The organism is Fructilactobacillus sp. X3R2C1, assembly GCF_059901235.1.
The window spans coordinates 200,166-224,636 of record NZ_JBWXVA010000001.1 but is presented as its reverse complement, the minus strand read 5'-3'; the positions used below and the strand labels follow the sequence as shown (position 1 = coordinate 224,636).

The 24,471-nt window shown below is 39.8% G+C and carries 28 protein-coding genes; 24 read left to right on the top strand and 4 right to left on the bottom strand.

The features are described 5' to 3' along the window. Window positions 1-87 precede the first annotated feature (87 nt). The 4 genes from AC6UDB_RS01210 to AC6UDB_RS01195 all read left to right on the top strand — a co-directional run bounded on the left by AC6UDB_RS01210 (window position 88) and on the right by AC6UDB_RS01195 (window position 4,520). Complete coding sequence (locus AC6UDB_RS01210) at window positions 88-768, top strand: response regulator transcription factor (RefSeq protein ID WP_500708920.1); 681 nt, start codon at window positions 88-90, stop codon at window positions 766-768. Next, entirely contained in the window at window positions 761-1,744 is a 984-nt protein-coding gene (locus tag AC6UDB_RS01205) for a sensor histidine kinase (RefSeq protein WP_500708919.1), read from the top strand. Before AC6UDB_RS01210 ends, AC6UDB_RS01205 begins: the two co-directional genes overlap by 8 nt. 90 nt (window positions 1,745-1,834) lie before the next feature. Beyond that, on the top strand, window positions 1,835-2,596 hold the full coding sequence (locus AC6UDB_RS01200) for an ABC transporter ATP-binding protein (protein ID WP_500708918.1): 762 nt from the start codon (window positions 1,835-1,837) through the stop codon (window positions 2,594-2,596). Further along, complete coding sequence (locus tag AC6UDB_RS01195) at window positions 2,589-4,520, top strand: ABC transporter permease (protein WP_500708917.1); 1,932 nt, start codon at window positions 2,589-2,591, stop codon at window positions 4,518-4,520. Before AC6UDB_RS01200 ends, AC6UDB_RS01195 begins: the two co-directional genes overlap by 8 nt. 87 nt (window positions 4,521-4,607) lie before the next feature. On the opposite strand, the gene AC6UDB_RS01190 is transcribed toward AC6UDB_RS01195, so the two are convergent. Together AC6UDB_RS01190 and AC6UDB_RS01185 are read right to left on the bottom strand one after the other, a co-directional pair. Then, window positions 4,608-4,826: a P8 family protein gene (locus AC6UDB_RS01190; protein ID WP_500693400.1), complete on the bottom strand. Its 219-nt coding sequence runs from the start codon at window positions 4,824-4,826 to the stop codon at window positions 4,608-4,610. A gap of 63 nt (window positions 4,827-4,889) precedes the next feature. Next, complete coding sequence (locus AC6UDB_RS01185; RefSeq protein WP_500708916.1) at window positions 4,890-6,146, bottom strand: MFS transporter; 1,257 nt, start codon at window positions 6,144-6,146, stop codon at window positions 4,890-4,892. Window positions 6,147-6,398: 252 nt separating this feature from the next. On the opposite strand from AC6UDB_RS01185, the gene pyrF reads away from it, so the two are divergent. The 7 genes from pyrF to AC6UDB_RS01150 all read left to right on the top strand — a co-directional run bounded on the left by pyrF (window position 6,399) and on the right by AC6UDB_RS01150 (window position 12,963). Next, window positions 6,399-7,127, top strand: a complete 729-nt coding sequence (pyrF, locus tag AC6UDB_RS01180) for an orotidine-5'-phosphate decarboxylase (protein WP_500708915.1) — start codon at window positions 6,399-6,401, stop codon at window positions 7,125-7,127. A 2-nt stretch (window positions 7,128-7,129) separates the two neighbouring features. Then, complete coding sequence (pyrE, locus tag AC6UDB_RS01175) at window positions 7,130-7,756, top strand: orotate phosphoribosyltransferase (RefSeq protein ID WP_500708914.1); 627 nt, start codon at window positions 7,130-7,132, stop codon at window positions 7,754-7,756. Window positions 7,757-7,902: 146 nt separating this feature from the next. Continuing rightward, a complete protein-coding gene (gene adhP / locus AC6UDB_RS01170) occupies window positions 7,903-8,931 on the top strand; it encodes an alcohol dehydrogenase AdhP (protein WP_500696445.1) in 1,029 nt (342 codons plus the stop codon). Between the two features lie 130 nt (window positions 8,932-9,061). Next, window positions 9,062-10,255: an AbrB/MazE/SpoVT family DNA-binding domain-containing protein gene (locus AC6UDB_RS01165; RefSeq protein WP_500708913.1), complete on the top strand. Its 1,194-nt coding sequence runs from the start codon at window positions 9,062-9,064 to the stop codon at window positions 10,253-10,255. 46 nt (window positions 10,256-10,301) lie between these two features. After that, on the top strand, window positions 10,302-11,186 hold the full coding sequence (locus tag AC6UDB_RS01160; protein WP_500696447.1) for an aldo/keto reductase: 885 nt from the start codon (window positions 10,302-10,304) through the stop codon (window positions 11,184-11,186). A 120-nt stretch (window positions 11,187-11,306) separates the two neighbouring features. Further along, window positions 11,307-12,167, top strand: coding sequence for a hypothetical protein (locus AC6UDB_RS01155; RefSeq protein ID WP_500708912.1), 861 nt, complete (start codon window positions 11,307-11,309; stop codon window positions 12,165-12,167). A 106-nt stretch (window positions 12,168-12,273) separates the two neighbouring features. Then, window positions 12,274-12,963: a hypothetical protein gene (locus AC6UDB_RS01150; protein WP_500708911.1), complete on the top strand. Its 690-nt coding sequence runs from the start codon at window positions 12,274-12,276 to the stop codon at window positions 12,961-12,963. Between the two features lie 50 nt (window positions 12,964-13,013). Here AC6UDB_RS01150 and AC6UDB_RS01145 read toward each other — a convergent pair whose 3' ends face one another. Together AC6UDB_RS01145 and AC6UDB_RS01140 are read right to left on the bottom strand one after the other, a co-directional pair. Further along, a complete protein-coding gene (locus AC6UDB_RS01145; RefSeq protein ID WP_500695357.1) occupies window positions 13,014-13,949 on the bottom strand; it encodes an aldo/keto reductase in 936 nt (311 codons plus the stop codon). Between the two features lie 14 nt (window positions 13,950-13,963). Next, window positions 13,964-14,347, bottom strand: coding sequence for a DUF488 domain-containing protein (locus AC6UDB_RS01140; RefSeq protein ID WP_500708910.1), 384 nt, complete (start codon window positions 14,345-14,347; stop codon window positions 13,964-13,966). A 136-nt stretch (window positions 14,348-14,483) separates the two neighbouring features. On the opposite strand from AC6UDB_RS01140, the gene AC6UDB_RS01135 reads away from it, so the two are divergent. The 13 genes from AC6UDB_RS01135 (at window position 14,484) to fabI (ending at window position 24,450) form a co-directional block, all read left to right on the top strand. Further along, window positions 14,484-15,026 (top strand): hypothetical protein, encoded by a 543-nt coding sequence (locus AC6UDB_RS01135; protein WP_500693411.1) that lies wholly within the window; start codon window positions 14,484-14,486, stop codon window positions 15,024-15,026. A 55-nt stretch (window positions 15,027-15,081) separates the two neighbouring features. Next, window positions 15,082-15,528 (top strand): 3-hydroxyacyl-ACP dehydratase FabZ, encoded by a 447-nt coding sequence (gene fabZ, locus AC6UDB_RS01130; RefSeq protein WP_500706248.1) that lies wholly within the window; start codon window positions 15,082-15,084, stop codon window positions 15,526-15,528. 14 nt (window positions 15,529-15,542) lie between these two features. Beyond that, a complete protein-coding gene (locus tag AC6UDB_RS01125) occupies window positions 15,543-16,520 on the top strand; it encodes a beta-ketoacyl-ACP synthase III (protein ID WP_500708909.1) in 978 nt (325 codons plus the stop codon). 35 nt (window positions 16,521-16,555) lie between these two features. Then, on the top strand, window positions 16,556-16,819 hold the full coding sequence (locus AC6UDB_RS01120) for an acyl carrier protein (RefSeq protein WP_500693414.1): 264 nt from the start codon (window positions 16,556-16,558) through the stop codon (window positions 16,817-16,819). Window positions 16,820-16,853: 34 nt separating this feature from the next. After that, window positions 16,854-17,765 (top strand): ACP S-malonyltransferase, encoded by a 912-nt coding sequence (locus AC6UDB_RS01115; RefSeq protein ID WP_500708908.1) that lies wholly within the window; start codon window positions 16,854-16,856, stop codon window positions 17,763-17,765. Window positions 17,766-17,768: 3 nt separating this feature from the next. Next, window positions 17,769-18,512 carry a 3-oxoacyl-ACP reductase FabG gene (gene fabG / locus AC6UDB_RS01110; RefSeq protein ID WP_500696453.1) on the top strand — a complete coding sequence of 248 codons (744 nt, stop codon included), beginning with the start codon at window positions 17,769-17,771 and terminating at the stop codon, window positions 18,510-18,512. A gap of 26 nt (window positions 18,513-18,538) precedes the next feature. After that, complete coding sequence (fabF, locus tag AC6UDB_RS01105; RefSeq protein WP_500708907.1) at window positions 18,539-19,774, top strand: beta-ketoacyl-ACP synthase II; 1,236 nt, start codon at window positions 18,539-18,541, stop codon at window positions 19,772-19,774. After that, window positions 19,774-20,217 carry an acetyl-CoA carboxylase biotin carboxyl carrier protein gene (locus tag AC6UDB_RS01100; protein WP_500708906.1) on the top strand — a complete coding sequence of 148 codons (444 nt, stop codon included), beginning with the start codon at window positions 19,774-19,776 and terminating at the stop codon, window positions 20,215-20,217. The genes fabF and AC6UDB_RS01100 overlap by 1 nt, the downstream gene beginning before the upstream one ends. Window positions 20,218-20,219: 2 nt before the next feature. Then, window positions 20,220-20,636: a 3-hydroxyacyl-ACP dehydratase FabZ family protein gene (locus tag AC6UDB_RS01095; RefSeq protein WP_500708905.1), complete on the top strand. Its 417-nt coding sequence runs from the start codon at window positions 20,220-20,222 to the stop codon at window positions 20,634-20,636. An 18-nt stretch (window positions 20,637-20,654) separates the two neighbouring features. After that, a complete protein-coding gene (accC, locus tag AC6UDB_RS01090) occupies window positions 20,655-22,028 on the top strand; it encodes an acetyl-CoA carboxylase biotin carboxylase subunit (RefSeq protein ID WP_500708904.1) in 1,374 nt (457 codons plus the stop codon). After that, on the top strand, window positions 22,015-22,857 hold the full coding sequence (locus AC6UDB_RS01085) for an acetyl-CoA carboxylase carboxyltransferase subunit beta (RefSeq protein WP_500708903.1): 843 nt from the start codon (window positions 22,015-22,017) through the stop codon (window positions 22,855-22,857). The genes accC and AC6UDB_RS01085 overlap by 14 nt, the downstream gene beginning before the upstream one ends. Further along, entirely contained in the window at window positions 22,850-23,620 is a 771-nt protein-coding gene (accA, locus tag AC6UDB_RS01080; RefSeq protein WP_500708902.1) for a carboxyltransferase subunit alpha, read from the top strand. Before AC6UDB_RS01085 ends, accA begins: the two co-directional genes overlap by 8 nt. A 65-nt stretch (window positions 23,621-23,685) precedes the next feature. After that, window positions 23,686-24,450, top strand: coding sequence for an enoyl-ACP reductase FabI (gene fabI, locus AC6UDB_RS01075; RefSeq protein WP_500693423.1), 765 nt, complete (start codon window positions 23,686-23,688; stop codon window positions 24,448-24,450). Window positions 24,451-24,471: the final 21 nt, after the last annotated feature.

Here is a 24,471-nt window from a genome sequence, read left to right as displayed (position 1 = left end):
CATGCTGGCTTCTTTTTTGTGGATGAAAACTAATTATTGATAGTGTAAACTAAGAAAAGATTAAGAAAATATAGTAGGAGGGTAGAAATGACACGAATATTTTTAGTTGAAGATGATCAGACAATTGCGAAAGCGGTTGTTAGTGAACTTAAGAAATGGAAGTACATAGTAACGGTGGCAAAAGATTGGGAACACATACTAGATGAGTTCAGTGAGGTAAAGGCTGATTTAGTTCTAATGGATATTACCTTGCCAATTTATGATGGATTTTATTGGACTGAAAAAATCCGCAAAAAATCAAATGTCCCCATTATTTTTCTTTCGTCTGCAGAAATGGACCCAAACGCAGTTCGTGCCATTTCCGCTGGTGCTGATGATTACATTACTAAACCGTTTTCCACTAACGTATTGAGTTCTAAAATTAGTGCGATGTTGCGTCGTACTAAGAATAACCAACCCAACGAAAACTATTTAGAATACGAAGACTTTAAACTGAACTTTCTAACAAATGAATTCAGTGACGGTAAAGATGCGGTTAAGTTAACCCCAACTGAAGCCTACGTTTTACGCATCCTTATATTAAATGTCAATAGTCTAGTCTCGAAAAAGAAATTAATGCGTCTATTGTGGGAAGGTGGGTCGTTCATTGATTTGGACGTTCTTGGAGTAAATATTAGTCGTTTAAGAGGCAAACTAAACAAGGTTGGTCTGAATGATCGAATTGTAACCGAACGAAAACGCGGATATAGGTTAATTTCTGATGAATAAGATTAAATATTGGATTCAATTATTCTTACAACAAACTCCAATTGTATTAGTTTACTTGATCACGCTTAGTTTCATGTTAGCGTTATGTTTGCTTTACAAGTTTCCAATGGAAGTTTGTAAAGATTTGATCAGGTTTACGTGGATACCCGTCGTTTTTATTATTTTGTATCAAATTGTTAAGATGGATCACAAAATTTCTAAGACCCAAAAGGATTTTTCTAGTAGAAAAATTAACGAGTTCTCCAAATCTGATCCACTACTTAGGGTGACACAGATGAATTTTAATAAACAAATTGATAATGTCACTAGGTTGGAAAATAAAATTAGACAGCGTGAGAAGAATAATCAGGATTATCTGATGATGTGGAGTCACGAAATGAAGCTTCCAATTGCCGGGATTAGTATTTTGGCAGAACAATCCGCTAAGGTTGATAGTGATGACGTCGTCAAACAAGTGGCGTTAATGCAAAATGAACTTGATAACCTATTAACTTATGAGCGATTGAATAGTTTTAATCATGACTTAAAGTTTGAGTCGTATGATTTAAATTTAATGATTCAGCAGGTTGTAAAAGAGTATTCGATTTTTTTCATCGAAAAACAAATCACTCCAAAAATTGAAGTTGATAACATTAAAGTTTTAACTGATAAGAAATGGCTTTCTTTTGTGTTAAAACAGGTAATTTATAATGGATTAAAGTATGCTTCGAAAAAAACTGTAATTCATGTGAATTGGAAGGGAACTACCCTTAGTGTTCAAGATAGTGGAGTTCCAATCCGTCAAAGTGAGTTGTCACGAATTTTTGAACCTGGTTTTACGGGAACTAACGGGAGAACACGGCAGTCTTCGACAGGGATGGGTTTATATTTAACTAAAACAATCTGTGATGAATTGAATATTAAAATTATGGTGACTTCTAATGAACGCGTCACTACCGTTAAATTAACTTTTTCTGACTTAACAATTGAAAAATAACAAACTGTAAGGTTACTTTCAAAATCGTAAGATCGATTTTTGAAGTGACCTTTTATAATGAATTCATAACTTAAACAAGGGGAATTTTAGATGACTTTATTAAGATTAGAACACGTTAAGAAAGTGTATCGAGAGGGATTAGAAAAGAAAATTGCGCTAAAGGATATTTCTTTTGATGTGAATAAAGGTGATTTTGTTGCCATCATGGGAGAATCTGGTGCTGGGAAGACTACGCTTTTAAACATCATGGCAACCCTCGATAAGCCAACAAGCGGTGTAATCAATTTGAATGGGACAAACATTGATGAGCTATCTGAGGAACAAGCGGCCAGATTTCGACGTGATCATCTAGGATTTATTTTCCAAGATTTTGATTTATTAGATACATTTAATAGTAAAGACAATATATTACTTCCCTTAGTTTTAGCTAAGACCAGTATGGTACTTATGACCAAGCGATTAAATAAAATTGCTGATGAATTAGGAATTAGTAGTATTTTGGAAAAATATCCATACGAAATTTCTGGTGGTCAGAAACAAAGAATTGCAGCTGCTAGAGCGTTAGTGACTCGTCCAGAATTAGTTTTAGCAGATGAACCAACGGGAGCACTTGATTCTCATAATTCGGCTAGGTTAATGAAACTACTTAATTCAGTGAATGTTGCTGGGCAAACGATTGTGATGGTGACTCACAGTGCCTTATCGGCAAGTTATTCAAAACGAACTCTTTTTATCAAAGACGGGATCATTTATCATGATTTGAGAAAAGGAGACATGAGCCAGAACCAGTACCTTGATGAAATTTCCACTAGTGTTAATTCCATTATTAGGGGAGGTTCTGATAATGATTGAAGCTAAATTATCCTTCCATAGTCTGACACATAATATTTCGCGATATGCCCTATTTATCCTTTCAACATCACTATTAATTGGAATTAACTACATTTTATTTAGTTTATTAAATAATAGTAGTCTTCATAACAGTGAATATTGGAAGTTGATTGAAGCTCTGATGATACTCGGACTAGTATTTGTATTACTTATTTCTGTGATTTTTATTTTCTATGCGAATAGTTTTTTGATGCGACAGCGGGATCAAGAGCTTGGTCTGTATAATATTTTGGGACTGACTAAAGCAAATTTAGATCTGATTCTTTTGATTGAAAATATCATTTTATACTTAGTTAGTAGCGTAATTGGGATAATATTTGGGATCACTTTTGTAAAATTAGCGTTTTTAATTCTTAAACGATTACTAAATGACAACCAAATTAAGAGTACTATTTCGATTATTGCTATCGGATTGGTGTTACTGATATTTGCTGGTATTTTTCTCTTAATATTTTTATTTGATGTGTGTCGCATTATCAAGACTAATCCAATTATGTTGCTTAGGGCGGCAAGCAAGATTCCTAATGAGCCGAAGTCTCATTACCTCTGGGGAGTGATGGGGTTAATTTGTTTAGCAAGTGGCTATTTCATCTCAGTAACGACTAAGCCCAATAACAGCGTATTATATGTATTTATAATTGCGGTAATTTTAGTTGTAATCGGAACGTACTTAGTTTTTATTACCGGCATCATTTTAATTTTAAAAATGCTGCAAAAAAACAAACGATTTTATTACCAACCCAATCATTTTATTTCTATTTCGGGGATGTTGTATCGAATGAGACAGAATGGTGCAGGATTAGCCTCCATTTGCTTATTATGTACAGCAACTTTGGTAGTAATTGTGGCTACTGTAACTTTATTTATTAACACCCAAGCGTTAGTCAAAAATTTCAGTCCATATGATGTCATGGTTACGAGTAGTACTAAGTTTACTCAGACTAATAAGAAAAGTATTAGTAATATTGCTAGACGGAACCATACTAATATCACTGATTTTAAACAATTAAAACAAACTCAACCACAATCAGGAAACTTTACTGAGGAAGGTAAATTTGTCCCAAGTTTAACTGGTAAAACTGAATTATCAACCGTATCGTTGAAAGATTACAATGATTGGCAGCATCAAAACGTTAAATTAAAACCGAACCAGGTATTATTTTTCTCACCTAGGTCTAAGATCGTTCCAAAAGAGATTAAGACAAATGGTGGTGAGTATCATGTTAAAAGAATTAATCATTTCTCTGTCACATCAGATTCACCTAACTTAGGGCAGCGTAGGACGTATGTCGTTGCTTCAAACAAAGAGAGTGTCTTGAAAATCAATCCATTGGTGAAAGAAGAGAAAGATGTTCCCTTTCAAAATGTAACTGCTTTTAATATTTATGGAAATGATAAAGCTAAGGTGGCCACTTCTAGACAAATCCAGAAACAATTAAAAATCCCAGAATATGAGTATACTTCTAAACCGATGATGAAAGATTTAATTCAATCTGTTTTTGGTAGTCTGTTATTTGTTGGAATTCTAATTGCTTTTATTATGGTAATTATGACTGCACTAATTATCTATTACAAGCAAATTTCGGAAGGACTGTCTGATAAAAACAGCTTTAAAACAATGAAAAAAGTTGGGTTAAGTACTAAGGAAAGTAAACATGCAATTCATAGTCAAATGCTCATGGTCTTTATGTTGCCAATTGTTGGAACAGTTATAAACTTAGGTTTTGCATATCCAGCTCTATCAAGCGTACTAAAAATGATTGGGGTATATGATTCAAAAGTTATGCTAAGCGTCAGTGTCTGTGCGACACTAGTTTTAATTATTTTCTATATAGTAATTTATCTGTTAACAACTCATGTTTATCAACGGATCGTTAACAATTAATCCCAAATAAAAGAGATGACAATTCAGTCATCTCTTTTTGTATAAAAAAAGAACCCATCAATAATGATGAGTTCTAAGAATCAAAAACTATTTTTTAAGTAACTTTTCAGCATCAGCTTTAACATCGTCATCGCTCATGTTTAAGTACTTTTCCATATCAGATTCAGTCTTCATGGTATCATGACTGTTATCTTCCATGTAGTGATCCCATAATGCATCACGTACTGGAGTTGAGTCGTCGCTCCAATCAAATACTTCTGACATCTTTTCGTCTAATACGCGTGGTGTTTCAAAATCATCAGCCATGTTATATATCCCCTTTTTCATTTATTCATGTCTATTCTAATTCTTTTGGGTTAAAAATGTTAGTTATTTGCACTTAATTTGGTGTTTTTTACTTAATTTTTTAATGCCAGGGATGCTTATCATGGTGACAAAGCTGATTAAATACAAAACGGAAAGGAAAATCATTACTACGTACAGGTTATATTGATCCATTAGAATTCCGATAATGACCGATGACATTCCACCAACTGCTCGACCAACTCCCACGATGATATTGTTGGCACTACTTCTCACTTCAGTGGGGTAGAGTTGACTCACAACCGCACCGTATCCGCCGTACATCCTGTTTGAGAAGAAACCAACGACCGCACCAATCACTAGTAGAGCAATCGTGGTGTGCGCTAGGGCCAATAAGTAAACCATGATTGATGAGGCAATTAGGAAGATCCCAAATGAGAGCCGTGGTCCGATGTGATCAAGAATCGTACCAAACACCATCATGCCAATACTCATCCCAATAATGGTGGAAATCATCCATAGTGAGGATCCAGCAACGTTTAAACCACTTTGCTTTTGAACGATGGTTGGAAGCCAGTTCATTAACCCGAAGTATCCAGCGATCTGAACGGTCGTCATAATCATCAAACCGACACTTTGATAGGCGGTCTTAAAGTCTGAAAACATGTATTTTTTAATGGCTTCGCCAGTTGAAATGGTCTGTTCCTGCTTTGATTCAAGAAACTCGTCTGACTCGTGTAAATGGCGTCTAACGAAGAAGATTAGGACAATCGGAATGAGCCCGAGCAAGTACAACGCATGCCAGCCAAGGTGTGGAATAATAAAGGCGGCCAGGATTGCTGCAAGAAGAGCACCGACTTGCCCTCCGACTGATGCAATTGATGACATTTTTCCTAACTTATTCTTTGGAAATGCTTCAGCTAGTAAAGTAATCCCGAGTCCGTATTCACCACCAGCTCCAATCCCGGTCAACAGTCTTAGAAAGTAGATTAAGTAGATGTTGTTGGCAAACCCCATTAGAGCGGTCGCAAACGCAAAGATGAAGATAGTGTAGGTAAACGTCTTAACTCGACCAAAACGGTCACCAAGAAATCCAAAGATCACGCCACCAAGCAGCATTCCCCAGTTGGTGATAGTTCCAATTAACCCGGCCGCTCCGGCTGAGATGTGTAAGGATGCGATGATGGAACTCATTGTAAAAGACAGAAAAAGCACGTCCATGTTTTCAAGACCAAAGCCAGAACTAGACGACAGTAAGACTAGTTTCTGGTTCTTGCTCATTGATGCATGGCTGTGCTCAGTATTATTGCTTATTTTATCCATAATTTCCTCCAAATTAAGACTCGCTGGTCTTGTTTATTTGACGCTGTTAGTGATTATTACATAGTAAAATTGTTTTGACAAGATGAACTTTTACCTTGACGGCCCCACCGATATTCCCTATATTTAGAGTAATAATTAATTAAGTTGGTTCAGAGAAACCAGGATTATGTTTATTAACTGATATAAATTTAATTTTAAAGGACCATTCTCTGACACTCGTCTGTGATTGGTCCTTTTTTGCGAGGTAAGAAAATGAAGAAGGCAATGATGATTGCGCTGGATTTTCCGACGCAAATGGACGTAAATACGTTTTTGGATCAGTTTGCGTACCCAAGTCAACTGACGGTCAAGGTTGGGATGGAACTTTTCTATCGATACGGTCCTGAGACGGTCAAAGAAATCAAAAATAAGGGGTGTTCAATCTTTTTAGACCTGAAGTTAATGGACATTCCTAACACTGTGTACGCGGGAATGTTTCAGCTTGCTCAACTTGGAGTTGATTATGTGACCGTGCACACACTTGGCGGAAGTGAAATGATGAAGGCTGCTAAGCGTGGCTTAGTGGATGGGAGTAATCAATCTCATAATCAGGTTCCCGAGTTATTAGGGGTGACCGAATTAACTTCCATTTCGAAAGCCGGACTTGCTAACGAGCAAAATTGTTCTTTGAACATGAATGAGCAGGTAGTCTCCCTAGCTAAGCTAGCTAAAGATTCTGGTTGTGATGGGGTCATTACCTCAGCTAAAGAACTGCCTGATTTAATGAAGCAAGTTGGGGATGACTTTGATTACGTTGTGCCTGGAATCAGAAGTAAAGACGACGCCAGTGAAGATCAAAAACGGGTGGCAACACCAGAACAAGCGCGGCGTGATGGTGCGTCTGCCATTGTCGTGGGACGTCCCATTACGCAGAGTGAACATCCTTATCGGGCTTATCAAAAATACAATGATGAATGGAATTTAAAGAAGGGGACAGATTAGTTATGCATAGTACAACTGAAATTTTAAAGGACCTGGTTAACGACCAAATCGTTCAACTGAATCCAAGACGCCCCTTTACGTTTGCCAGTGGGATTAAGTCGCCAATTTATACCGACCTACGTTTAACGATTTCGTATCCAAAACTAAGAAAAAAGATTTATCAGGCCCTTGGTCAATTAATTCAGACTAATTTTCCGAACGTCACAGTCATTGGCGGAGTGGCAACGGCTGGAATCCCGCACGCGGCTTGGGTAGCTGAAGAAATGAAGTTACCGATGATCTACGTTAGATCCAAACCAAAGGATCATGGGACTAGTAAACAAATTGAAGGAAAAGTAGACCCAGATGATCACATTGTGCTCATTGATGATTTAATTTCAACTGGTGGCAGTGTGATTAAGGCCGCTCAGGCAGTTCAAAATGACGGCCATCAAGTTGATGGGGTAGTTTCCATCTTCTCCTATGGTTTTAGTGATGCCGACGATAATTTTAACAAGGCCGATTTAGGATTTGTTCCGCTGTTAACTTATCCTGAACTAATTAAGCAAATGCTTAACAACGGTCAAATCGAAAATGATCAGTACGAGCGACTTAATAAATGGCATCAAGACCCCTGGGCATGGAAATAGATCACTTTTTTAATTCTTCGTTTTTTAAGGATATATTACAATCTGTTATCGCTTACAATTCCCTGTTGACACGTGAAAATTTTAACTATATGATAGGAATTGTTGATAGATAGACGACTATAAATCATGGGAATAGGAGAATTAATATGGTAAAAGCAGCAGTTGTTAGAGATAATTCAGATGGATACGTTGATGTTAAAGATGTCAAACTTCGTCCAATTCACGAGGGTGAAGCTTTAGTTAAAGTTGAGTATTGTGGACTCTGTCATACTGACCTCCACGTTGCCTCGGGTGACTTCGGTGAAGTTCCGGGCCGAATCATTGGTCACGAAGGAGTTGGACGTGTAACTCAAGTTGCTGACGACGTTACCGACTTAAAAGTTGGTGACCGAGTTTCAATCGCTTGGTTCTACTCAGCTGACGGTACTTGTGAGTATTGTGTTACTGGTAATGAGACCTTATGTCGTAACGTTAAAAACTCTGGTTTCACCGTTAACGGTGCCATGGCAGAAGAATGTATCGTTGATGCTAAGTACGCCGTTAAGGTTCCTGAAGGCTTGGACCCCGTTGAAGCAACTTCACTAACTTGTGCCGGTGTTACCACTTACAAAGCTTTAAAGATTGGTGACACGAGACCCGGCAAGTGGGTTGAAATCGTTGGTGCCGGTGGATTAGGTAACCTGGGTGTTCAACTTGCCAAAAACGTCTTTGGTGCTCCAGTTGTAGTTGTGGATGGAGATCCTAAGAAGTTAGAAGCTGCTAAAGAAAATGGTGCCGATGTTTTGATTAACAGACATGACGGTAACGTTGCCGAACAAGTTCAAGATAAAGTTGGTGGAGTTTACGATTCAATCGTTACTGCCGTTAACAAGGATGCTTTCACTCAATCAGTTAACGCTTTACGTCCTGACGGAACCTTAGTTGCGGTTGCTCTACCAAAGGGTGATATGGCACTTAACATCGACAAGACCGTTCTTGACGGTATTAAAGTTGCTGGTTCACTAGTTGGAACTAGACAAGATCTTAGAGAAACCTTCCAGTTCGGTGCTGAAGGTAAGGTTAAACCAATCGTTAGAACTGACAAGTTAGAAAATATCAACAACGTAATTGATGACATGAAGGCTGGTAAGATTGTTGGCCGTGTTGTTTTCGATTTCACTGGTGATGACAAATAAATTAAAATTATCAACTAACTTAAGAAGTAGAATTCATAGAATTCTGCTTCTTTTTTTAATAATTAGTCCTGGGTCCGTTATAATAGAAGAATAAAACTATTTTCAAATTCATAACGAACGAGGAATCATAATGACGGAACCAAAGTATAAAATTGCAATCCCAAATCAGGTCGTTGAACGTCTCCATATTAAGCCGGGAGCCAAATTGAACTTGACACTGCGAAGACAGGGCATGACGGTAGAAAAAGTTAACGATGGCACGCCGAATTCGTGGAACGTTTCGATCTGGTGGTCGCTGATTCCGGCGATGATGACCGCGTTAATCGCACTGATCTTTTTTAAGTATCGGCACTTTCAGATCGTCCCCATCAGTGGTAAATATTCGATTGCCAGTGGCACCATTATATTGGGACTGTTTTTTGGTGCTTTACTGTTTACGATTTTTCTCATTAAAAGTCGCAAGAATCCACAAAATACCATTTATCGCAATATTTACTGGCGAAACTTTCCAACGATTGTTCTATCCTTTACTGCCAGTTTATTGGTTGGACTGCTTGGGGTATTTTGGATTCTGGGAATTGCTTTTAAAGGCGCCACTTTCGATGTGTATACGGCGACCATCATCATTGCCATTTTAGAGGGAATCGTGAACTACGTCATGATTAGTGTGGCAGTGGCTCTAACGCCAACTTTATTAGTCGATCTTTTGAACCTAATCATTGTTTCTGGTGTTCTGATCTCCATGTCGTCAAACAGTCATCGCTACTGGTGGCGCCATAATCTGAGCTTTTTGGGGACGAGTCGAGCAACCGACAGTTGGCAGTTTAACTTGACCATTATCTTTTCCGCTTTATTGATGTGGGCTGTGATTGATTTCTTGTTTGTTTCGTTAAAATCAGTTCAAAGACCAACCATTCAAACTTGGATTTTACGAACCCTTTTGACGTTAATGGCGTTTAACGTGGCCGCTATCGGGATTATTCCCAATGACATTCAGATTCCGTGGATGCATTTTTGGCACACTCAGTTTGGCTGGTCGTTAGTTTGGATTATTATTATTCTGATTGCTGGAATTCGTTGGCTTTGGCCTGGAATTTCTAAAAACTTCCTGAAAACGTCGTATTTGATTGGACTACTACTAGTGCTGGCCAGTATCCTCTTTCAAGTTGTGCACTACTTCTCACTAACAGCCTTTGAGATTACTTCGTTCACGTTGGCCTTTTCTTGGATTATGATGTTATTTCAGTACATCTTAGACGTCGTGAACAAGGGAACGCTTGATTTTACCGTGACGCTCGCTAAAAATAACAAACAAAATTCATGAAATAAATAACGTGATATCCTACAATTAGTTCATGGAGGTGTTAAGTATGAGTAGAGATTTAGAATCAAAAGTACGTTTAAATAATGGCGTTGAAATGCCCCAATTAGGAATGGGTGTTTGGAAGAGTGATAATAAAACCGCCGCTCAATCCGTTGAATGGGCACTAAATGATGGTTATCGAGCAATCGATACCGCTAAACAATATGGAAATGAAGCCGGTGTTGGTGAAGGTCTGAAAAAAGGTCTGACTGACAACGGATTAAAACGTGAAGATGTTTTTCTAACGACTAAAGTATTTAATGGTGATCAAGGATACGATTCAACTCTTGAAGCTTTTGAAGGCCAATTAAAGCGTCTTCAAACCCCATACGTTGACTTGTTACTAATTCACTGGCCAGTTAATGGCAAGTACAAGGAAACTTGGCGCGCTCTTGAAAAGATTTACCATGAGGGTAAAGCACGTGCCATTGGAGTTTCAAACTTCAATATTCGTCGTCTAAGAGACTTGATGAAGCATGCTTCCGTAAAGCCAGCTGTCAACCAAATGGAATTTCATCCCTTAGAACAAGAAGCTGACATTAAAGAATACTGTGACTTAAATGACATTAAACTTGAAGCATGGTCACCACTTGGTGGTGGAGCCGCTTTAAACAATCCACTTGTTAAGAAGGTTGCTGAAAAGTACGGTAAATCAACCGCACAAATCATCATTCGTTGGGACATGCAACGAGGCATTATCTCAATTCCAAAGTCAGCTCACGAAAAATACATTAAAGCCAATGCTGACATCTTTGACTTTGAACTTGACGACGATGACATTCGCCTAATTAATAGCCTTAACGTTGACAAGCGTTCAATTTGGTACGGTGACTTCCGTTGGAATGGGAATCCTGATGCTCCAGTTGACACTGTTGACCAATGGGATGACTAATTTAGTCAAAAGAGAAGCGTGTGCTTCTTTTTTTTATTGGTTGTGATTGTGACTGATAGCGTTTTTATTAAGATTTCGTTATAATGAAATTGTAAATAAATTAACAAAGGGAGAATTATTATGATTATTAAAGCAATTAAAAGTGCCCTTAACGTAACCAAAAAGCATTTTTGGATTTTGTTAGCAATGGTTGTTCCTGCGATCTTAATATCCGCTGTTCTGGGTGGATTGGTTAGCAGCCTGCAAAATTCTGAGGCTTTGAGTTTAAGTTATAGTTTGGGTGCCAGTTTTAGTATCTGGTTAATCTCGATCATCGTTGGAATTATTGGGATTGTATTATTTGAATCAGCAGCGATGGGGTACCTGACTGGTGACGAGACCGATACGTTTAAATTTGAAGATGCCTTTGTGGCATTTAAACAAGGAAACACTTGGCTAGTGGCAGCACTGTATGCCGCTTTTATGGATTTGATTAGTTTCATTTTTGGTGCATTATTTGTTGCCTCCGCTGGTGTGATTAGTGCTTCATTTGTTCCTCGAGTCTTTGGTTTTAACACCACCACCGCTCAAGTGGTCGCTTTGATCATTGTTGGAATTGTGATTCTAGCATTAGTTGGAATTGCTTGGATCTTTGTTGCCACTGGTTTAGCATTCATCTACTTGACTTACTTTGATGCTCAACGAGCTGGTAAAAAAGTTCATCTAATGGATGGCTTTTCAGCTTCATGGAAACTCATGACTGGCAATCGTTGGGGTCTGATTGGTTTGAAAGTTTTGAACCTAATCATTGCCATCGTAACCTACGCGGTAATTGTCCTGGTAGGTGCACTTCTCTGGTGGATCTTTGCCTCAATGTTGACATGGACCGTCTTTGCAATTGTGCTTGAAGTCATTTTGACGGTGCTCGCCATCGCAATTTCAATCTTTTACATGGTGTGGTTCTCAATGGCTAACATTAAATTCTACGAAGAAATTAAATAGTTAATCATTAGTTACAAAAAGAGAAGCAAGTTGCTTCTCTTTTTTTACGTTGTCAAAAAGAACTCGGCGTGTAATAATTCTAGTAACGAAAAATGGAGGAATACATATGATTGCAAATGCAATGACAAAGTCGTGGGGAATCGTTAAGAAGAACTGGTGGATGATGTTTTTAATGGGCATCCCAGCTGGGGTCGTGGGAGCTTTTTCGGATCCAATGATGTTGTTCAAGCTTCAAGGCATGCAAAGAGCCCTTTTCTCAATCTTTGAATTAATTGTTGGTCTGGTGGGAATCTTATTTGCTGCCTCTCTGGCCATGGGATACGCCAAGAGTATTCAAAATGATAGTTTTAAGTTTAAGAATGCTTTTGTGGCTTTTAATCGTAAGTATAATTGGCCTGTCATCATTCTGGTAGGACTATTAATGACACTTGCAGAGACCTTTGCAACCCTCCTATTGATTGTTCCCGGCGTCATCTTGTCGGTTGGATGGGGTCTTTGGATGTATTCGTATCAAGATGAAATTGAGACCGGAAAAGAAGTTGGGATTACTCAAGCATTTACCGATGCTTGGCAAACAACGAAGGGTTACAAGTGGAACTTTTTTTATCTGCAGCTGTTATTTTTCTGTATGTATTTCGTATTAACCATTTTGATGACAGCCGTTACAACCGTTGTGAAGGGTAATTCTATTTTAGCCGCGGTGGTTTCTGTAATTGTATATGTTCCAATGATTTTCATTAGTTTCTGGAATTCAGCGGCTCAAATCATTTTCTACCGTGAAATTAAAAATAAATAAGTGTCAAAAAAGCGTTCATCATTTGATGAACGCTTTTCATTTCTTAATTTCTATTTAAATAGGGTGTTAATTTGATCATACTCGGCGTGGCTAAGGTCAATGTCTAACGCTTTAGCATTGCTTTTGACTTGCTCTGGCTTTTTAGCACCCGGAATAACAACCGTGATGTCAGGATTCTTGATGTACCAAGCAATGACGATTTGAGCAACGGTAGCGTCATGCTTGTCGGCAATTGGCTTTAGTTGGTCAACTTTTTCAACAATCTTTTTGAACTCTTTGCCTTTAAAGTCGGGATTGTCATGTCTGATATCATCCTTTGGGAACTTAGTCTCTTTGCTGTACTTGCCGGTCAAGAGTCCAGATGCAAGTGGGAAGAATGGAACAAATGAAATATCGTGTTCCTTTAGATATGGGAATCTTTCCCTTTCGGCTGAGCGATCAATCAAGTTGTATTCTTCTTCATCAATGTCAACCAGTCCGTCAAGGTTGGCCTGCTTTAATTGTTTCATTGACATGTTTGAAACTCCGATGGCACGAATCTTACCGGCTTTTTTCATTTCGTTTAAAGCAGCCACTGATTCGTTTAATGGGGTGTGATCATCTGGAAAATGGATGTAGAAGATATCAACGTAGTCGGTTTGAAGTCGTTTCAAACTATCTTCGACGCATTGTTTTAAGTATTCCGGAGAGTCATCAATAACAACGCTTCCATCGCTTTGAACCTTTTGACAACCCTTAGTAGCGATCTGAATCTTAGAACGATCGTATCCCTTGATGGCTTCACCGATTAGTTTTTCTGATTCGCCCATGCCATACGCAAAGGCAGTATCTAGCAGGGTAATGCCAGAGTCTAAAGCTGTTTTAACGATTTCGATTCCGGTTTGGTCACTTAAGTTTGGAAATAAGTTGTGACCACCAACGGCATTAGTGCCTAAACCTAGTGGGACGGTCGTTACGTCTGATTTACCAATTTCTACTGTTTTCATGTTAAATTCCTCCATTACTGATTGAGTTCTGCTTTAATCTCAGGTTGGGCAAGCAAATAGTGATAGATAATGATCGCTTGATTATGCTTTGTATCCTTTGCTCCATACAACAAAATTACGTTATCCGATTTTAAATGGGTGGAAATTAATGATATAAATCCGGGCATTTGTGGATTATTTTTTAGTTCATCCAAATACTTTTGTTTGAATTCCTCAAACTTGGCGGGGGCGTGTCCGAACCATTTTCTTAGTTCGGTACTTGGAGCGATTGATTTGAACCAAATATCTAGATCGGCGTTAACCTTCGAGATTCCACGAGGCCAGAGACGATCAACTAGGATTCGGTATCCATCCTTATCGACGGGCTTGGTATAGATTCGTTCAAGCTTCAATTCCATTTTTCTTACCTACCTTCATTGATTATTTGATCTCTTATACTATAAGCAAGTATACGATACCTTGGTGCCCAAACGTTAGAATTTAGTCTTCAATGTGGTAAAATCAAGTGTAAAAAAATTAAGGAGGGACAGTATCATGGTTAGAAAAAATCGGATTTCGGATGGTATTTCCAAATTGCACGGTTCGGCCAATGAATTCTTGAAAAAATTTCAAACTGAAATCGATGAAAAACGACATCCTAATAAACAGAGAGTGATTGATGGGACAGATATTGAGCTGGCGCCACGGCAAAAGATTGAACGTCATCGTTATCCAGATTTGGTGGACTATGGCACCTATTATTCCGCAATCATGGATAATGGGCATACTGTTCTGGTCAACCCAGATTACCTTGAGTACAGCGTTGAGGTTATGCCCGGTTCCTATGATCAAGAGCATCATTTCATAAATGACACCAATCACTGGCGGATGTACTATGTTGATGGTGTTGGAATCGATCGTTACTCGGCTCCCATCCCAGAGTCCTATGATTATCTTCAAGATATGGATAATGATGAGGCCGATAAATTCCCAGGAATTCCTGGAGATCGATACGGAAATCGATGGGCGATTGGGTATAATTCAAAGGATAAAATCCTCTTAGTAAGTAGCGAGGCACTCAGTTTGAATAAACGTTAAGATGTTACCAAACGTCACATTTGTAACGTAAAACTAAATTTTGTGAGATGAAAATATGGAACAGTTAAGCATTGATAAAATAATGGAAATTCTTCCAAACCGTAACCCAACTTTATTTGTGGACCGAGTGGATCAGCTAACCCCGGGCGAGTCAATTGATGCCGTAAAGAACGTCACCGCTAATGAAAACTATTTTCAGGGTCATTTTCCCGGATTTCCACTAATGCCAGGAGTTTTAATTGTTGAGACCTTATCGCAGGTGGCGTCAATCCTCATTTTGAAATCGCTTGATGTTGATCCTAAAAGTAAGGTTACTAAACTTAACAAAACTAAAAATGTGAAGTTTAGACACATGGTCCGACCTGGCGACATTTTGAAAGTTCACGTTGATTTAAAAGAAGTTAACGATGGAACCTACACGATGGTGGCTGATAGTGAAGTTAATGGCGATAAAGCTTGTTCGGCCACACTTGAATTCTCGTTAGCTGACCGGGTCGATTAAGTAGGTGATAAGTAGTGAGTGCTTTTAAAATTATTTCAAGCGCCAAAAGTGTTCCTGAAAAGGTCGTCACTAATGACGACCTGGCTAAGATTATGGACACCTCTGATGAATGGATCAAGAGACGAACGGGCATTTCAAGTCGGCACATTGCGGTTAATGAATCTACAACGTCAATGAGTGTGGAAGTGGCTCAAAAGCTTTTGAAAAGTTCTGGGACTGATCCTAAAGACTTGGATTATGTAATTGTGGCCACCATGTCATCTGATTATCAGACTCCATCGACGGCTGCTAGCGTTCAGGGTGCGATTGACGCTACCAATGCGGTGGCGTTTGATATTGATGCCGCATGTACGGGTTTTGCGTTTGGAACGTCAATTCTTAATTCGTTGTTAGCAAAAAAGAACGGTAGTTGTGGGATTTTGATTGGTGCGGAAGTATTAAGTAAGTTTTTGGACTGGTCAGATCGATCAACTGCCGTGCTTTTTGGTGATGGAGCCGCTGGGATCTTGGTTCAAAATGATCCTAGTTCTGATTCGAAGGTCTTAGGAGAGTCCCTTCAAACTTATGGTGATTTGGGGTCAGCTTTGACAGCTGGACACTTTCCCTGCGTTACACCATTTGGGAAAAGTACCAATCAAGAAAATCGGTTCTTTAAGATGGATGGTCATAAAGTGTTTAACTTTGCGTTAAAGAGGGTTCCCAGTTCAATTAAAATAGCACTGACAGATGCTCATTTAGCTTTAGATGATATTGATGTTTTTGTCATGCATCAAGCTAATGCCAGAATTATTACTAGCGTTGTTAGAAGGCTTGATTTGCCGAAAAGTCGGTTCCCAATTGATATTGATGAATATGGGAATACAGCGGCAGCTAGTGAACCACTGCTATTGGCAGATTTGCTTACAAGCGGTAAAATTCAAAGAGGAAACAAAGTTGCCCTTGTCGGTTTTGGTGGCGGATTAACTACTGGAACTGTTATAATTAATTATTGAGGACAAACAAATTTTATTAAATGGAGTGATTATTTATGGCTGAAAAAGCAGATAAGAATCAGATTTTTGACAAGATTAAGGCGGTTGTTACCGACCAAACCGATATCAACCCCGATGACATTAAAATGGACGCTAACTTCAAAGATAACTTGGATTTAGATTCATTAGATATCTTTGAAATTGTGGATGCCCTAGAAGATGCCTATGACATCGAAATTGATAGTGACGAGGGCATGGAGACGGTTTCTGACCTAGTTGATTATGTTGCAAAGCAAATTGACGAAAAGAACGATAAATAATAAAGTGTTTTTTATTTTAGGAGTGTTTTAAATTTTGAAAATCGGTTATTTATTCAGTGGCCAGGGACAACAGTTTGCTAACATGGGATCTGACTTGTATCAAAATAACGATACCTATAAAAACGTGGTCGATACCGCGTCGCATACTTTAAATCTTGATCTATCCGATCCGAAGGTTTTTGACGATCCTGAAAATACTCAGATTGCCATTTTGACTTTGAGTTATGGGATTTACCAGATTTTAGCTGGCAAGCTTCCTAAAGCGCAGGCAATGATGGGTCTTAGTTTAGGCGAGTATAGTGCTTTAGTATCTGCTAAAGCACTATCTTTTCAATCAGGATTAAAATTAGTGCGTGACCGAAGCCACTACATGGATGAAGCCGGACAGCAAAATCCCGGTTCAATGGCTGCTGTGTTAAAGGTTGAGCCCCAAGTGGTGGTTGACGTAACTAACGAAGTTGATGGAGCATACCCAGCTAATTTCAATACCAGCGAACAAACTGTGATTGGTGGGACTGAGTCTGGGGTCAAAACAGCTAGTGCAGAACTTAAGAACCGGGGAGCAAAGCGGGTCGTTCCCTTAAAAGTGGCCGTTTCTTCACATACTCCGCTGATGCAACTAGCTAGTGATTTGCTTTCAAAACGGTTGGAGAATGTTGCTTTTAAAACCCCGGAGGTTCCAGTGATCAGCAACACTGACGTTGACCTGTTTAACAAGGATAACCTCTCCGATACGTTAACCCGTCAGTTGGTCAATCCAACCCACTTTAAAGCGGATCTAGAATTCATGGTCAAAAACTACGGAGTAGATACGCTGATTGAAATCGGGCCGGGGAACACACTGACTAAATTTGCAAAAAAGACACTTAAAGATGTCGATGCTTATAGCGTTGACAGTTTAAAGAAATTAAATGATTTACAAGCAAAACTTGGTTTGGAGGACTAATTCATGACAACGAAAAATGACAAAAGCACGGTTTTAATTACCGGTGCTACTAAGGGAATTGGTCTGGCAACTGCCAAACGATTAGCAAAAGATCCACATAATTTTGTGATTGTGAATTCTCATCGAGAATTAAGTGATGACGAAGTAAAAGATTTAAAGTCACAGTTTGACACTGAGATTGAGATCTTGATTGGCGACGTTTCAAAAGAAGAAGACGCTGAGTCAATGGTGAACCAGATCTTAGATGAACATGATCATCTCGATGTATTGGTTAATAATGCTGGGATTACCAGGGACAAACTCTTAACGCGGATGAGCGAAGAGGATTTTAAAGCTGTGTTAGACACTAACCTCGTTGGAACGTTTAACATGACTAAGTATGCCTTAAAAACAATGCAAAAGAAACGAGCTGGTGTTATCATCAACACTTCCAGTATTTCGGGACTTCACGGAAATATGGGACAGGCTAATTATTCGGCAAGCAAATCAGGGATTGTTGGTTTAACAAAGACGACGGCACAAGAAGGATCACTTAGAGGGGTTCGTTGTAACGCCGTTGCTCCTGGCATGATCAAGACCGACATGACGGCCAAATTGAGTGACAAAATTATTTCGAGGTGGGAAGATACCATTCCCCTTCATCGTTTTGGAAGTGCTGAAGAAGTAGCCGAAACAATCGAGTTTTTGATTAATAATCAATACATTACCGGACAGGTAATCACTGTTGATGGCGGACTCACAATGTAGTTCCGTTTATTTAAGGGAGGATTCAATTGGGTAATAGAGTTGTTGTTACGGGCATGGGTGCAGTAACCCCGATCGGGAACGATGCTGAGACTTTTATTGATAATTTGTTGGCTTCAAAGGTTGGAATCGAAAAAATCACTAGTTTTGACACCTCTGAGATTAAAGCTCACGTGGCAGCCGGCGTAAAGGACTTTGATCCAAGCAAACGCTTAGCTAAACGAGACTATCATCGAGTAGATCCATTTGCGCAATACGCACTTTACAGTGCCGTAGAGGCAATGGACCAAGCTGGGTTGAAACGAGGAGAATATGATGGAAAGGATCTTGGCGTCATCTACGGATCTGGGATTGGTGGTATTAGTACCATCGAGACGCAGGTTCTAAAAATGTACAAAAAGGGTCCCAGACGTCTTTCCCCGTTATTTATCCCAGAAACCATTATTAATATGGCTGCTGGCAATATTTCGATCTACTTTGGCGCTAAAAACACCAGTAAAGCCGTGGTTACAGCTTGTGCAACTGGAACCAACGCGATTGGCGATGCTTATGAATACCTTAAAGCTGGCAAGGCTAAAATGATGATCGCTGGTGGATCAGAGGCAGCAATTACTCCGGTTGGGATTTCAGCCTTTGCGGCCCTAACAGCTCTTTCTTCAAGTGAAGATCCAGCTCACGCTTCCATGCCATTTGATAAAGATCGGGACGGTTTCGTAATGGGCGCTGGTGCTGGAACCTTAGTGCTTGAAGATTACGATCACGCCAAAGCGCGTGATGCACATATTTTGGGTGAAATCGTTGGCTACGGCCAAACGAGTGACGCTTACAACCTTACTGCTCCGGATCCAGATGGGGAAGGGGCCATTGGGGCCATGCAACAAGCATTGGATGAAGCTCACATCAAGACTTCCGACCTTGATTACATTAATGCCCATGGCACAGCAACTCAATCTAATGATGTTTCTGAGTCAAAGGCCATTAGCAAGTTGTTTAAAGATAATGACCACGTCTTGGTTAGTTCAACCAAAGGGATGACTGGTCATGCCCTTGGAGCTGCCGGGGCCATTGAGGCAGTGGCAATTCTTGGATCCATGAAGCATAGTCAAATGCCAGTGAATGTTGGTGTCAGTACCCAGGATCCAGAAAGTCATATCAGGCTAGTGGATAAAGATAATGCTAAAAGACCGGTCAATACCGCCATTAGTAATTCATTTGGATTTGGTGGTCATAACGCGGTCATTGCGATAAAGAAGTGGAATCAATAATGAATGAAAAAGACATTGAAAAATTAATAACTAAATTTGATAAGTCCAACTTACAAGAATTAAAAATTGACGAAAACGGTCAACAACTTTATTTCTCCAAGATTGACAGTCATTCTAAACCAGTCACCCACGTTGAAAAAACGGCGGATGATAAATCGGATGAAAATCAGGAAAAGCTTCAGTTGAATGCACCTACTAGTGGTAATTATCAACTAAAGGCACCGATGGTGGGAATATTGTATTTTGCTCCTAGTCCTGAAAAGCCCGACTTCAAAAAAGATGGTGATCGCGTTCAAAAGGGTGAAACGGTTTGTATCATTGAGGCCATGAAGATGGTCAATGAAGTCAAAAGTCCGGTGAGCGGCACCGTCATGAAACGTCTGGTTGAGAATGGTTCGATGGTTGAGTATAACGAACCAGTTTATGAGATTAAGGAGGATTAGTTATGGCATTGAATGTTAATGATTATATCCCTCAACGTCCCCCAATTCAGATGATTGATAAGATTGACACCATTACCCCGGGAGAGGGAGCCGAGGCCACTAAGATGTTGGCAGGAAACGAATGGTACTTTGAAAATCAAGGTAATCATCCGACACTGCCACGTCCGTTGGTGCTTGAGTCAATGGCTCAGACTGGAGTGGTTGCTCTCTTATCAATGCCAGAATACAAGGGTAAAAACGCCTTTTTTGGTGGAATCAAACAAGCTGAGTTTAAAGATGACTTTCGACCGGGCGATGTTTTACATTTAAAGGTCGATTTATTAAAGGTTAAACATAATATTGGAATTGGAAAAGGTGTTGTCACTAGGGACGGACAGGAAATCGCTAATGCAACGTTGATGTTTGCGGTTGAATCATAGTGAGTGAAAGGTGATTTAATGTTTAAAAAGGTACTGGTGGCTAATCGGGGCGAGATTGCAGTCCAGATTATCCGTGCGCTTCATGATATGAATATTAAGGCAGTGGCAGTGTATTCAACTGCTGACGCTGATAGTTTATTCGTAAAATTGGCCGATGAGTCAGTTTGTATCGGTGGACCATTTCCAGACGAGTCATATCTCAATATGGCAGCAATTGTTGATGCAGCGGTACTTACTGGTTGCGATGCTTTGCACCCGGGATATGGCTTTTTGTCTGAAAACGCTGATTTTGCGGAACTTTGCAATCAGTGTGGCATTAAGTTTATCGGTCCAAGTGCTAAGGTCATAAATTTGATGGGTAACAAGGGAAACGCCAAGGAAGCCATGAAAAAAAGTGGTGTGCCAACGATTCCTGGCAGTGATGGTTTTATTGACTCCGTGGAACAAGCCAAAGAAGTCGCTCATCAAATTGGTTATCCGGTAATGCTAAAGGCTGCTGCCGGTGGTGGTGGTAAAGGGATTCGAAAAGTTGCTGATGACGATGAACTGGCTAAGGCTTTTCAGGATACGAAACGGGAGGCTAAACTTTCCTTTGGCGATGATCGATTGTACATGGAAAAAGATCTAAACGACGCCAAGCACATTGAGATGCAAGTCATTGCCGATGAGCATGGTAACGTTGTTTATTTCCCCGAACGTGATTGTTCACTTCAACGTAATCACCAGAAGATCATTGAAGAAAGTCCATGTTCTGAAATCACTTCCGCAAAGCGCCAAGAACTTGGTCAGATCGTCGTTAACGCCACCAAGGGAATCCAGTATACAAATACAGGTACATACGAGTTCTTAATGGATCAGGATCACAACTTCTATTTTATGGAAATGAACACCAGATTGCAGGTTGAGTACACCATTACCGAAGAAGTTGCCGATGTGGAAATCATTAAAGCTCAGATCTTAGTTGCAGAAGGTGAAAAATTACCCTTCACGCAGGCTGATTGTGGCGTAAAAGGCTACGCTTTGGAGTGTCGAATTGATGCAGAAGATCCCAGCAATAATTTTGCCCCATCGCCGGGTAAGATTACGAGTTTGCACCAGACTTACGGTACAAAGGGAGTTCGAGTGGACTCTGGCATTGGACAAAACGACGTCATTTCGCCCTACTACGATTCAATGATTGCCAAAATCATTGTTCATTTGCCTACTAAGAAACAGGCTGTCCATAAGATGCGTCGGGTTCTTAATGAGTTTCACATTGAAGGGGTCAAAACCAACCGAGATTTCTTGATTGCTTTACTAAATGACAAGCATTTCTTGGCTGGGGATTTTAACAATAATTACATTGAAAGTACGTTCTTAAAAGAATGGATGAAGAAACATGGCAAAAAGTGATTTTGAGAATTTGAATTCTGATGAGCTGACCAAAAGAATGGATCAGATTCCTGATGATATTTGGGTGAAATGTCCTTATTGTGGGACTACTTTTTACAAAAAGAAACTTGGTAAGTACAAGGAATGCCCAAATTGTGGCTATGCTTTTCGGATTGGAGCCAAAGAACGCATTCAAATGATGTGCGACGACTTTACACCCATTAATACTGATTTAAAGGCTTCCAAAAAATTTAAAGACGATAAGTACGTGGCAAAACTAAAGAAGGCCAGAGAGATTACTGGGATAAACGAAAGTGTCCTATCGGGAATCGGAACGATCAACGGTGTCAAAGTTGCGGTTGCAGCGATGGACTGGCGTTTTATTATGGCCAGTCTAGGGACAGCTACTGGAGAGATTTTGGCTCGTTTATTTGAAACGGCTACTAAAAAGGGCCTGCCAGTGATTGTCTTTACTGCTTCTGGTGGTGCGAGAATGCAGGAAGGAATTCATTCCTTGATGCAGATGGCCAAGGTCTCTGAGGCAGTAGCTGAGCATAGTAAGGCTGGGTTGCTTTACATCAGTGTGCTTGGCGATCCTACCACTGGTGGTGTGACCGCCAGCTTTGCCATGCAGGGTGATATTTTGTTGTCAGAACCCCATGCTTTGATTGGTTTTGCTGGTCGTCGGGTGATTGAAAAAACGATCCAACAGCGTCCGCCAAAAGATTTTCAGCGGGCTGAAACGTTGCTTAAAAATGGCTTCTTGGACGATGTCATTAAACGTTCTGAATTGAAAGAAACGTTAGGGAAGTTATTAAAATGGCATCAGGTAGGTGATCTTAATGGCTAAAAAAACGGCATGGGATAAGGTGCTAGCCGCTAGAGCTGCCAAAAAAATTGGGGTTGATGATTTAATCAACGGCATTACCGATGATTTTATGGAGCTTCATGGTGACCGGGCTTATGGTGATGATCCGGCTGTTTATGGTGGGATTGGCACCATGGACAACATTGCCACTACGTTTGTGGGGATTAGAAAAGGGTCGGACTTAAACTCCAACATTGAGCGGCACTTTGGTTCCGCAGAACCAGATGGATATCGGAAGGCTTTGCGTCTGATGAAACAGGCCGAAAAGTTCAACCGGCCGATTGTCACCTTAACTAATACACCAGGCGCCTATCCTGGCGTTGATGCCGAGTATCATGGAATTGGTTATACGATTGCTCAATTAATCTTACAGGGAATGCAACTAACCGTTCCTTATATTAGTGTGATCGTTGGCGAAGGTGGCAGTGGTGGTGCTTTAGCACTGGCTGTCGGTGATTGTGTCTGGGCCTTTGAGGATAGTATTTATTCGGTGCTCTCACCTGAAGGTTACGCCACGATTTTGTGGAAAGACCCCAGTCGGATGAAAGAAGCTGCTTCAGTGATGAAATTAACGCCAGATGATTTGTTGTCCGAGGGAATCATCGATCGGATTATTCCCGAAGCTGATACGGTTGATGGTTTCGAACGTTTCAGAGGCGATCTGGTTAAAAAAATTAGGGAATTAAATACATTATCTAAGGATGATTTGGTTGCTAAGCGACTTTCCCGTTACCGAAATTTTTAATGAATGAATTAATTTTTTGATATAATGATGTAAATTAGATATTTGGTTCTAGGAGGATTTTGAAGATGGCTGATTTATTAAAAGGAAAAAAAGTTGTTGTGATGGGTGTGGCGAATAGGAAAAGTATTGCTTGGGGATGTGCACAAGCAATTAAGTCACTTGGAGCTCAAGTTATTTTGACATACCAAAATGATCGTTTAAAGAAGAGTATTGAGAAGACCATTGGTGATGAAGAGTTCCCACTGGTTGAATGTGACGTGGCCGAAGATGCTAACGTCCAAAAGGCTTTTTCCGAAATTCATGACCGTTTTGGAAACATCGATGGGGTTATTCATGCCATTGCTTTTGCTGACAAAGAGACCCTTCAAAATGGTGTGATTAACACCAAAAAAGATGGTTACAACTTAGCCGAAGACATTAGTGCGTACTCATTTATCTCAGTTACTCGTTATGCCAGCAAGATTATGAACAAGCCTGGTAGCATTTTAACGTTAACTTATATGGGTTCAACTCGTGCCATTCCTGATTACAACATGATGGGAATTGCTAAGGCATCCCTTGAATCAGCTATGCGTTACCTTGCTTCTGAACTTGGTAAAGACCAAATTCGAGTAAACGCAATTTCCGCTGGAGCCGTTAAAACTTTGGCTGTTACCGGAATTAAGGGTCATCGTGACCTTCTTAAAATGTCACAATCATTCACCGTTGATGGTGAGAATGTAACAACTGATCAGATTGGTAACGTTGCTGCTTTCTTAGTTAGTGATTTATCAACCGGTGTTACTGGTGACATTATCTACGTTGACAAGGGTGTTCATTTACTTGCCTAAATTAAAATTAATTTAAATATC

What these genes read in the sequence shown, in the direction of transcription:
- fabG (WP_500696453.1), top strand. Translation starts at nt 17,769, where the DNA reads ATGACAACGAAAAATGACAAAAGCACGGTTTTAATTACCGGTGCTACT.
- AC6UDB_RS01150 (WP_500708911.1), top strand. Translation starts at nt 12,274, where the DNA reads ATGATTGCAAATGCAATGACAAAGTCGTGGGGAATCGTTAAGAAGAAC.
- AC6UDB_RS01200 (WP_500708918.1), top strand. Translation starts at nt 1,835, where the DNA reads ATGACTTTATTAAGATTAGAACACGTTAAGAAAGTGTATCGAGAGGGA.
- accC (WP_500708904.1), top strand. Translation starts at nt 20,655, where the DNA reads ATGTTTAAAAAGGTACTGGTGGCTAATCGGGGCGAGATTGCAGTCCAG.
- AC6UDB_RS01190 (WP_500693400.1), bottom strand. Translation starts at nt 4,826, where the DNA reads ATGGCTGATGATTTTGAAACACCACGCGTATTAGACGAAAAGATGTCA.
- AC6UDB_RS01165 (WP_500708913.1), top strand. Translation starts at nt 9,062, where the DNA reads ATGACGGAACCAAAGTATAAAATTGCAATCCCAAATCAGGTCGTTGAA.
- AC6UDB_RS01210 (WP_500708920.1), top strand. Translation starts at nt 88, where the DNA reads ATGACACGAATATTTTTAGTTGAAGATGATCAGACAATTGCGAAAGCG.
- accA (WP_500708902.1), top strand. Translation starts at nt 22,850, where the DNA reads ATGGCTAAAAAAACGGCATGGGATAAGGTGCTAGCCGCTAGAGCTGCC.
- AC6UDB_RS01085 (WP_500708903.1), top strand. Translation starts at nt 22,015, where the DNA reads ATGGCAAAAAGTGATTTTGAGAATTTGAATTCTGATGAGCTGACCAAA.
- AC6UDB_RS01155 (WP_500708912.1), top strand. Translation starts at nt 11,307, where the DNA reads ATGATTATTAAAGCAATTAAAAGTGCCCTTAACGTAACCAAAAAGCAT.
- pyrE (WP_500708914.1), top strand. Translation starts at nt 7,130, where the DNA reads ATGCATAGTACAACTGAAATTTTAAAGGACCTGGTTAACGACCAAATC.
- fabI (WP_500693423.1), top strand. Translation starts at nt 23,686, where the DNA reads ATGGCTGATTTATTAAAAGGAAAAAAAGTTGTTGTGATGGGTGTGGCG.
- AC6UDB_RS01195 (WP_500708917.1), top strand. Translation starts at nt 2,589, where the DNA reads ATGATTGAAGCTAAATTATCCTTCCATAGTCTGACACATAATATTTCG.
- AC6UDB_RS01120 (WP_500693414.1), top strand. Translation starts at nt 16,556, where the DNA reads ATGGCTGAAAAAGCAGATAAGAATCAGATTTTTGACAAGATTAAGGCG.
- adhP (WP_500696445.1), top strand. Translation starts at nt 7,903, where the DNA reads ATGGTAAAAGCAGCAGTTGTTAGAGATAATTCAGATGGATACGTTGAT.
- AC6UDB_RS01185 (WP_500708916.1), bottom strand. Translation starts at nt 6,146, where the DNA reads ATGGATAAAATAAGCAATAATACTGAGCACAGCCATGCATCAATGAGC.
- AC6UDB_RS01205 (WP_500708919.1), top strand. Translation starts at nt 761, where the DNA reads ATGAATAAGATTAAATATTGGATTCAATTATTCTTACAACAAACTCCA.
- fabZ (WP_500706248.1), top strand. Translation starts at nt 15,082, where the DNA reads ATGGAACAGTTAAGCATTGATAAAATAATGGAAATTCTTCCAAACCGT.
- AC6UDB_RS01145 (WP_500695357.1), bottom strand. Translation starts at nt 13,949, where the DNA reads ATGAAAACAGTAGAAATTGGTAAATCAGACGTAACGACCGTCCCACTA.
- pyrF (WP_500708915.1), top strand. Translation starts at nt 6,399, where the DNA reads ATGAAGAAGGCAATGATGATTGCGCTGGATTTTCCGACGCAAATGGAC.
- AC6UDB_RS01135 (WP_500693411.1), top strand. Translation starts at nt 14,484, where the DNA reads ATGGTTAGAAAAAATCGGATTTCGGATGGTATTTCCAAATTGCACGGT.
- AC6UDB_RS01140 (WP_500708910.1), bottom strand. Translation starts at nt 14,347, where the DNA reads ATGGAATTGAAGCTTGAACGAATCTATACCAAGCCCGTCGATAAGGAT.
- AC6UDB_RS01100 (WP_500708906.1), top strand. Translation starts at nt 19,774, where the DNA reads ATGAATGAAAAAGACATTGAAAAATTAATAACTAAATTTGATAAGTCC.
- AC6UDB_RS01095 (WP_500708905.1), top strand. Translation starts at nt 20,220, where the DNA reads ATGGCATTGAATGTTAATGATTATATCCCTCAACGTCCCCCAATTCAG.
- AC6UDB_RS01160 (WP_500696447.1), top strand. Translation starts at nt 10,302, where the DNA reads ATGAGTAGAGATTTAGAATCAAAAGTACGTTTAAATAATGGCGTTGAA.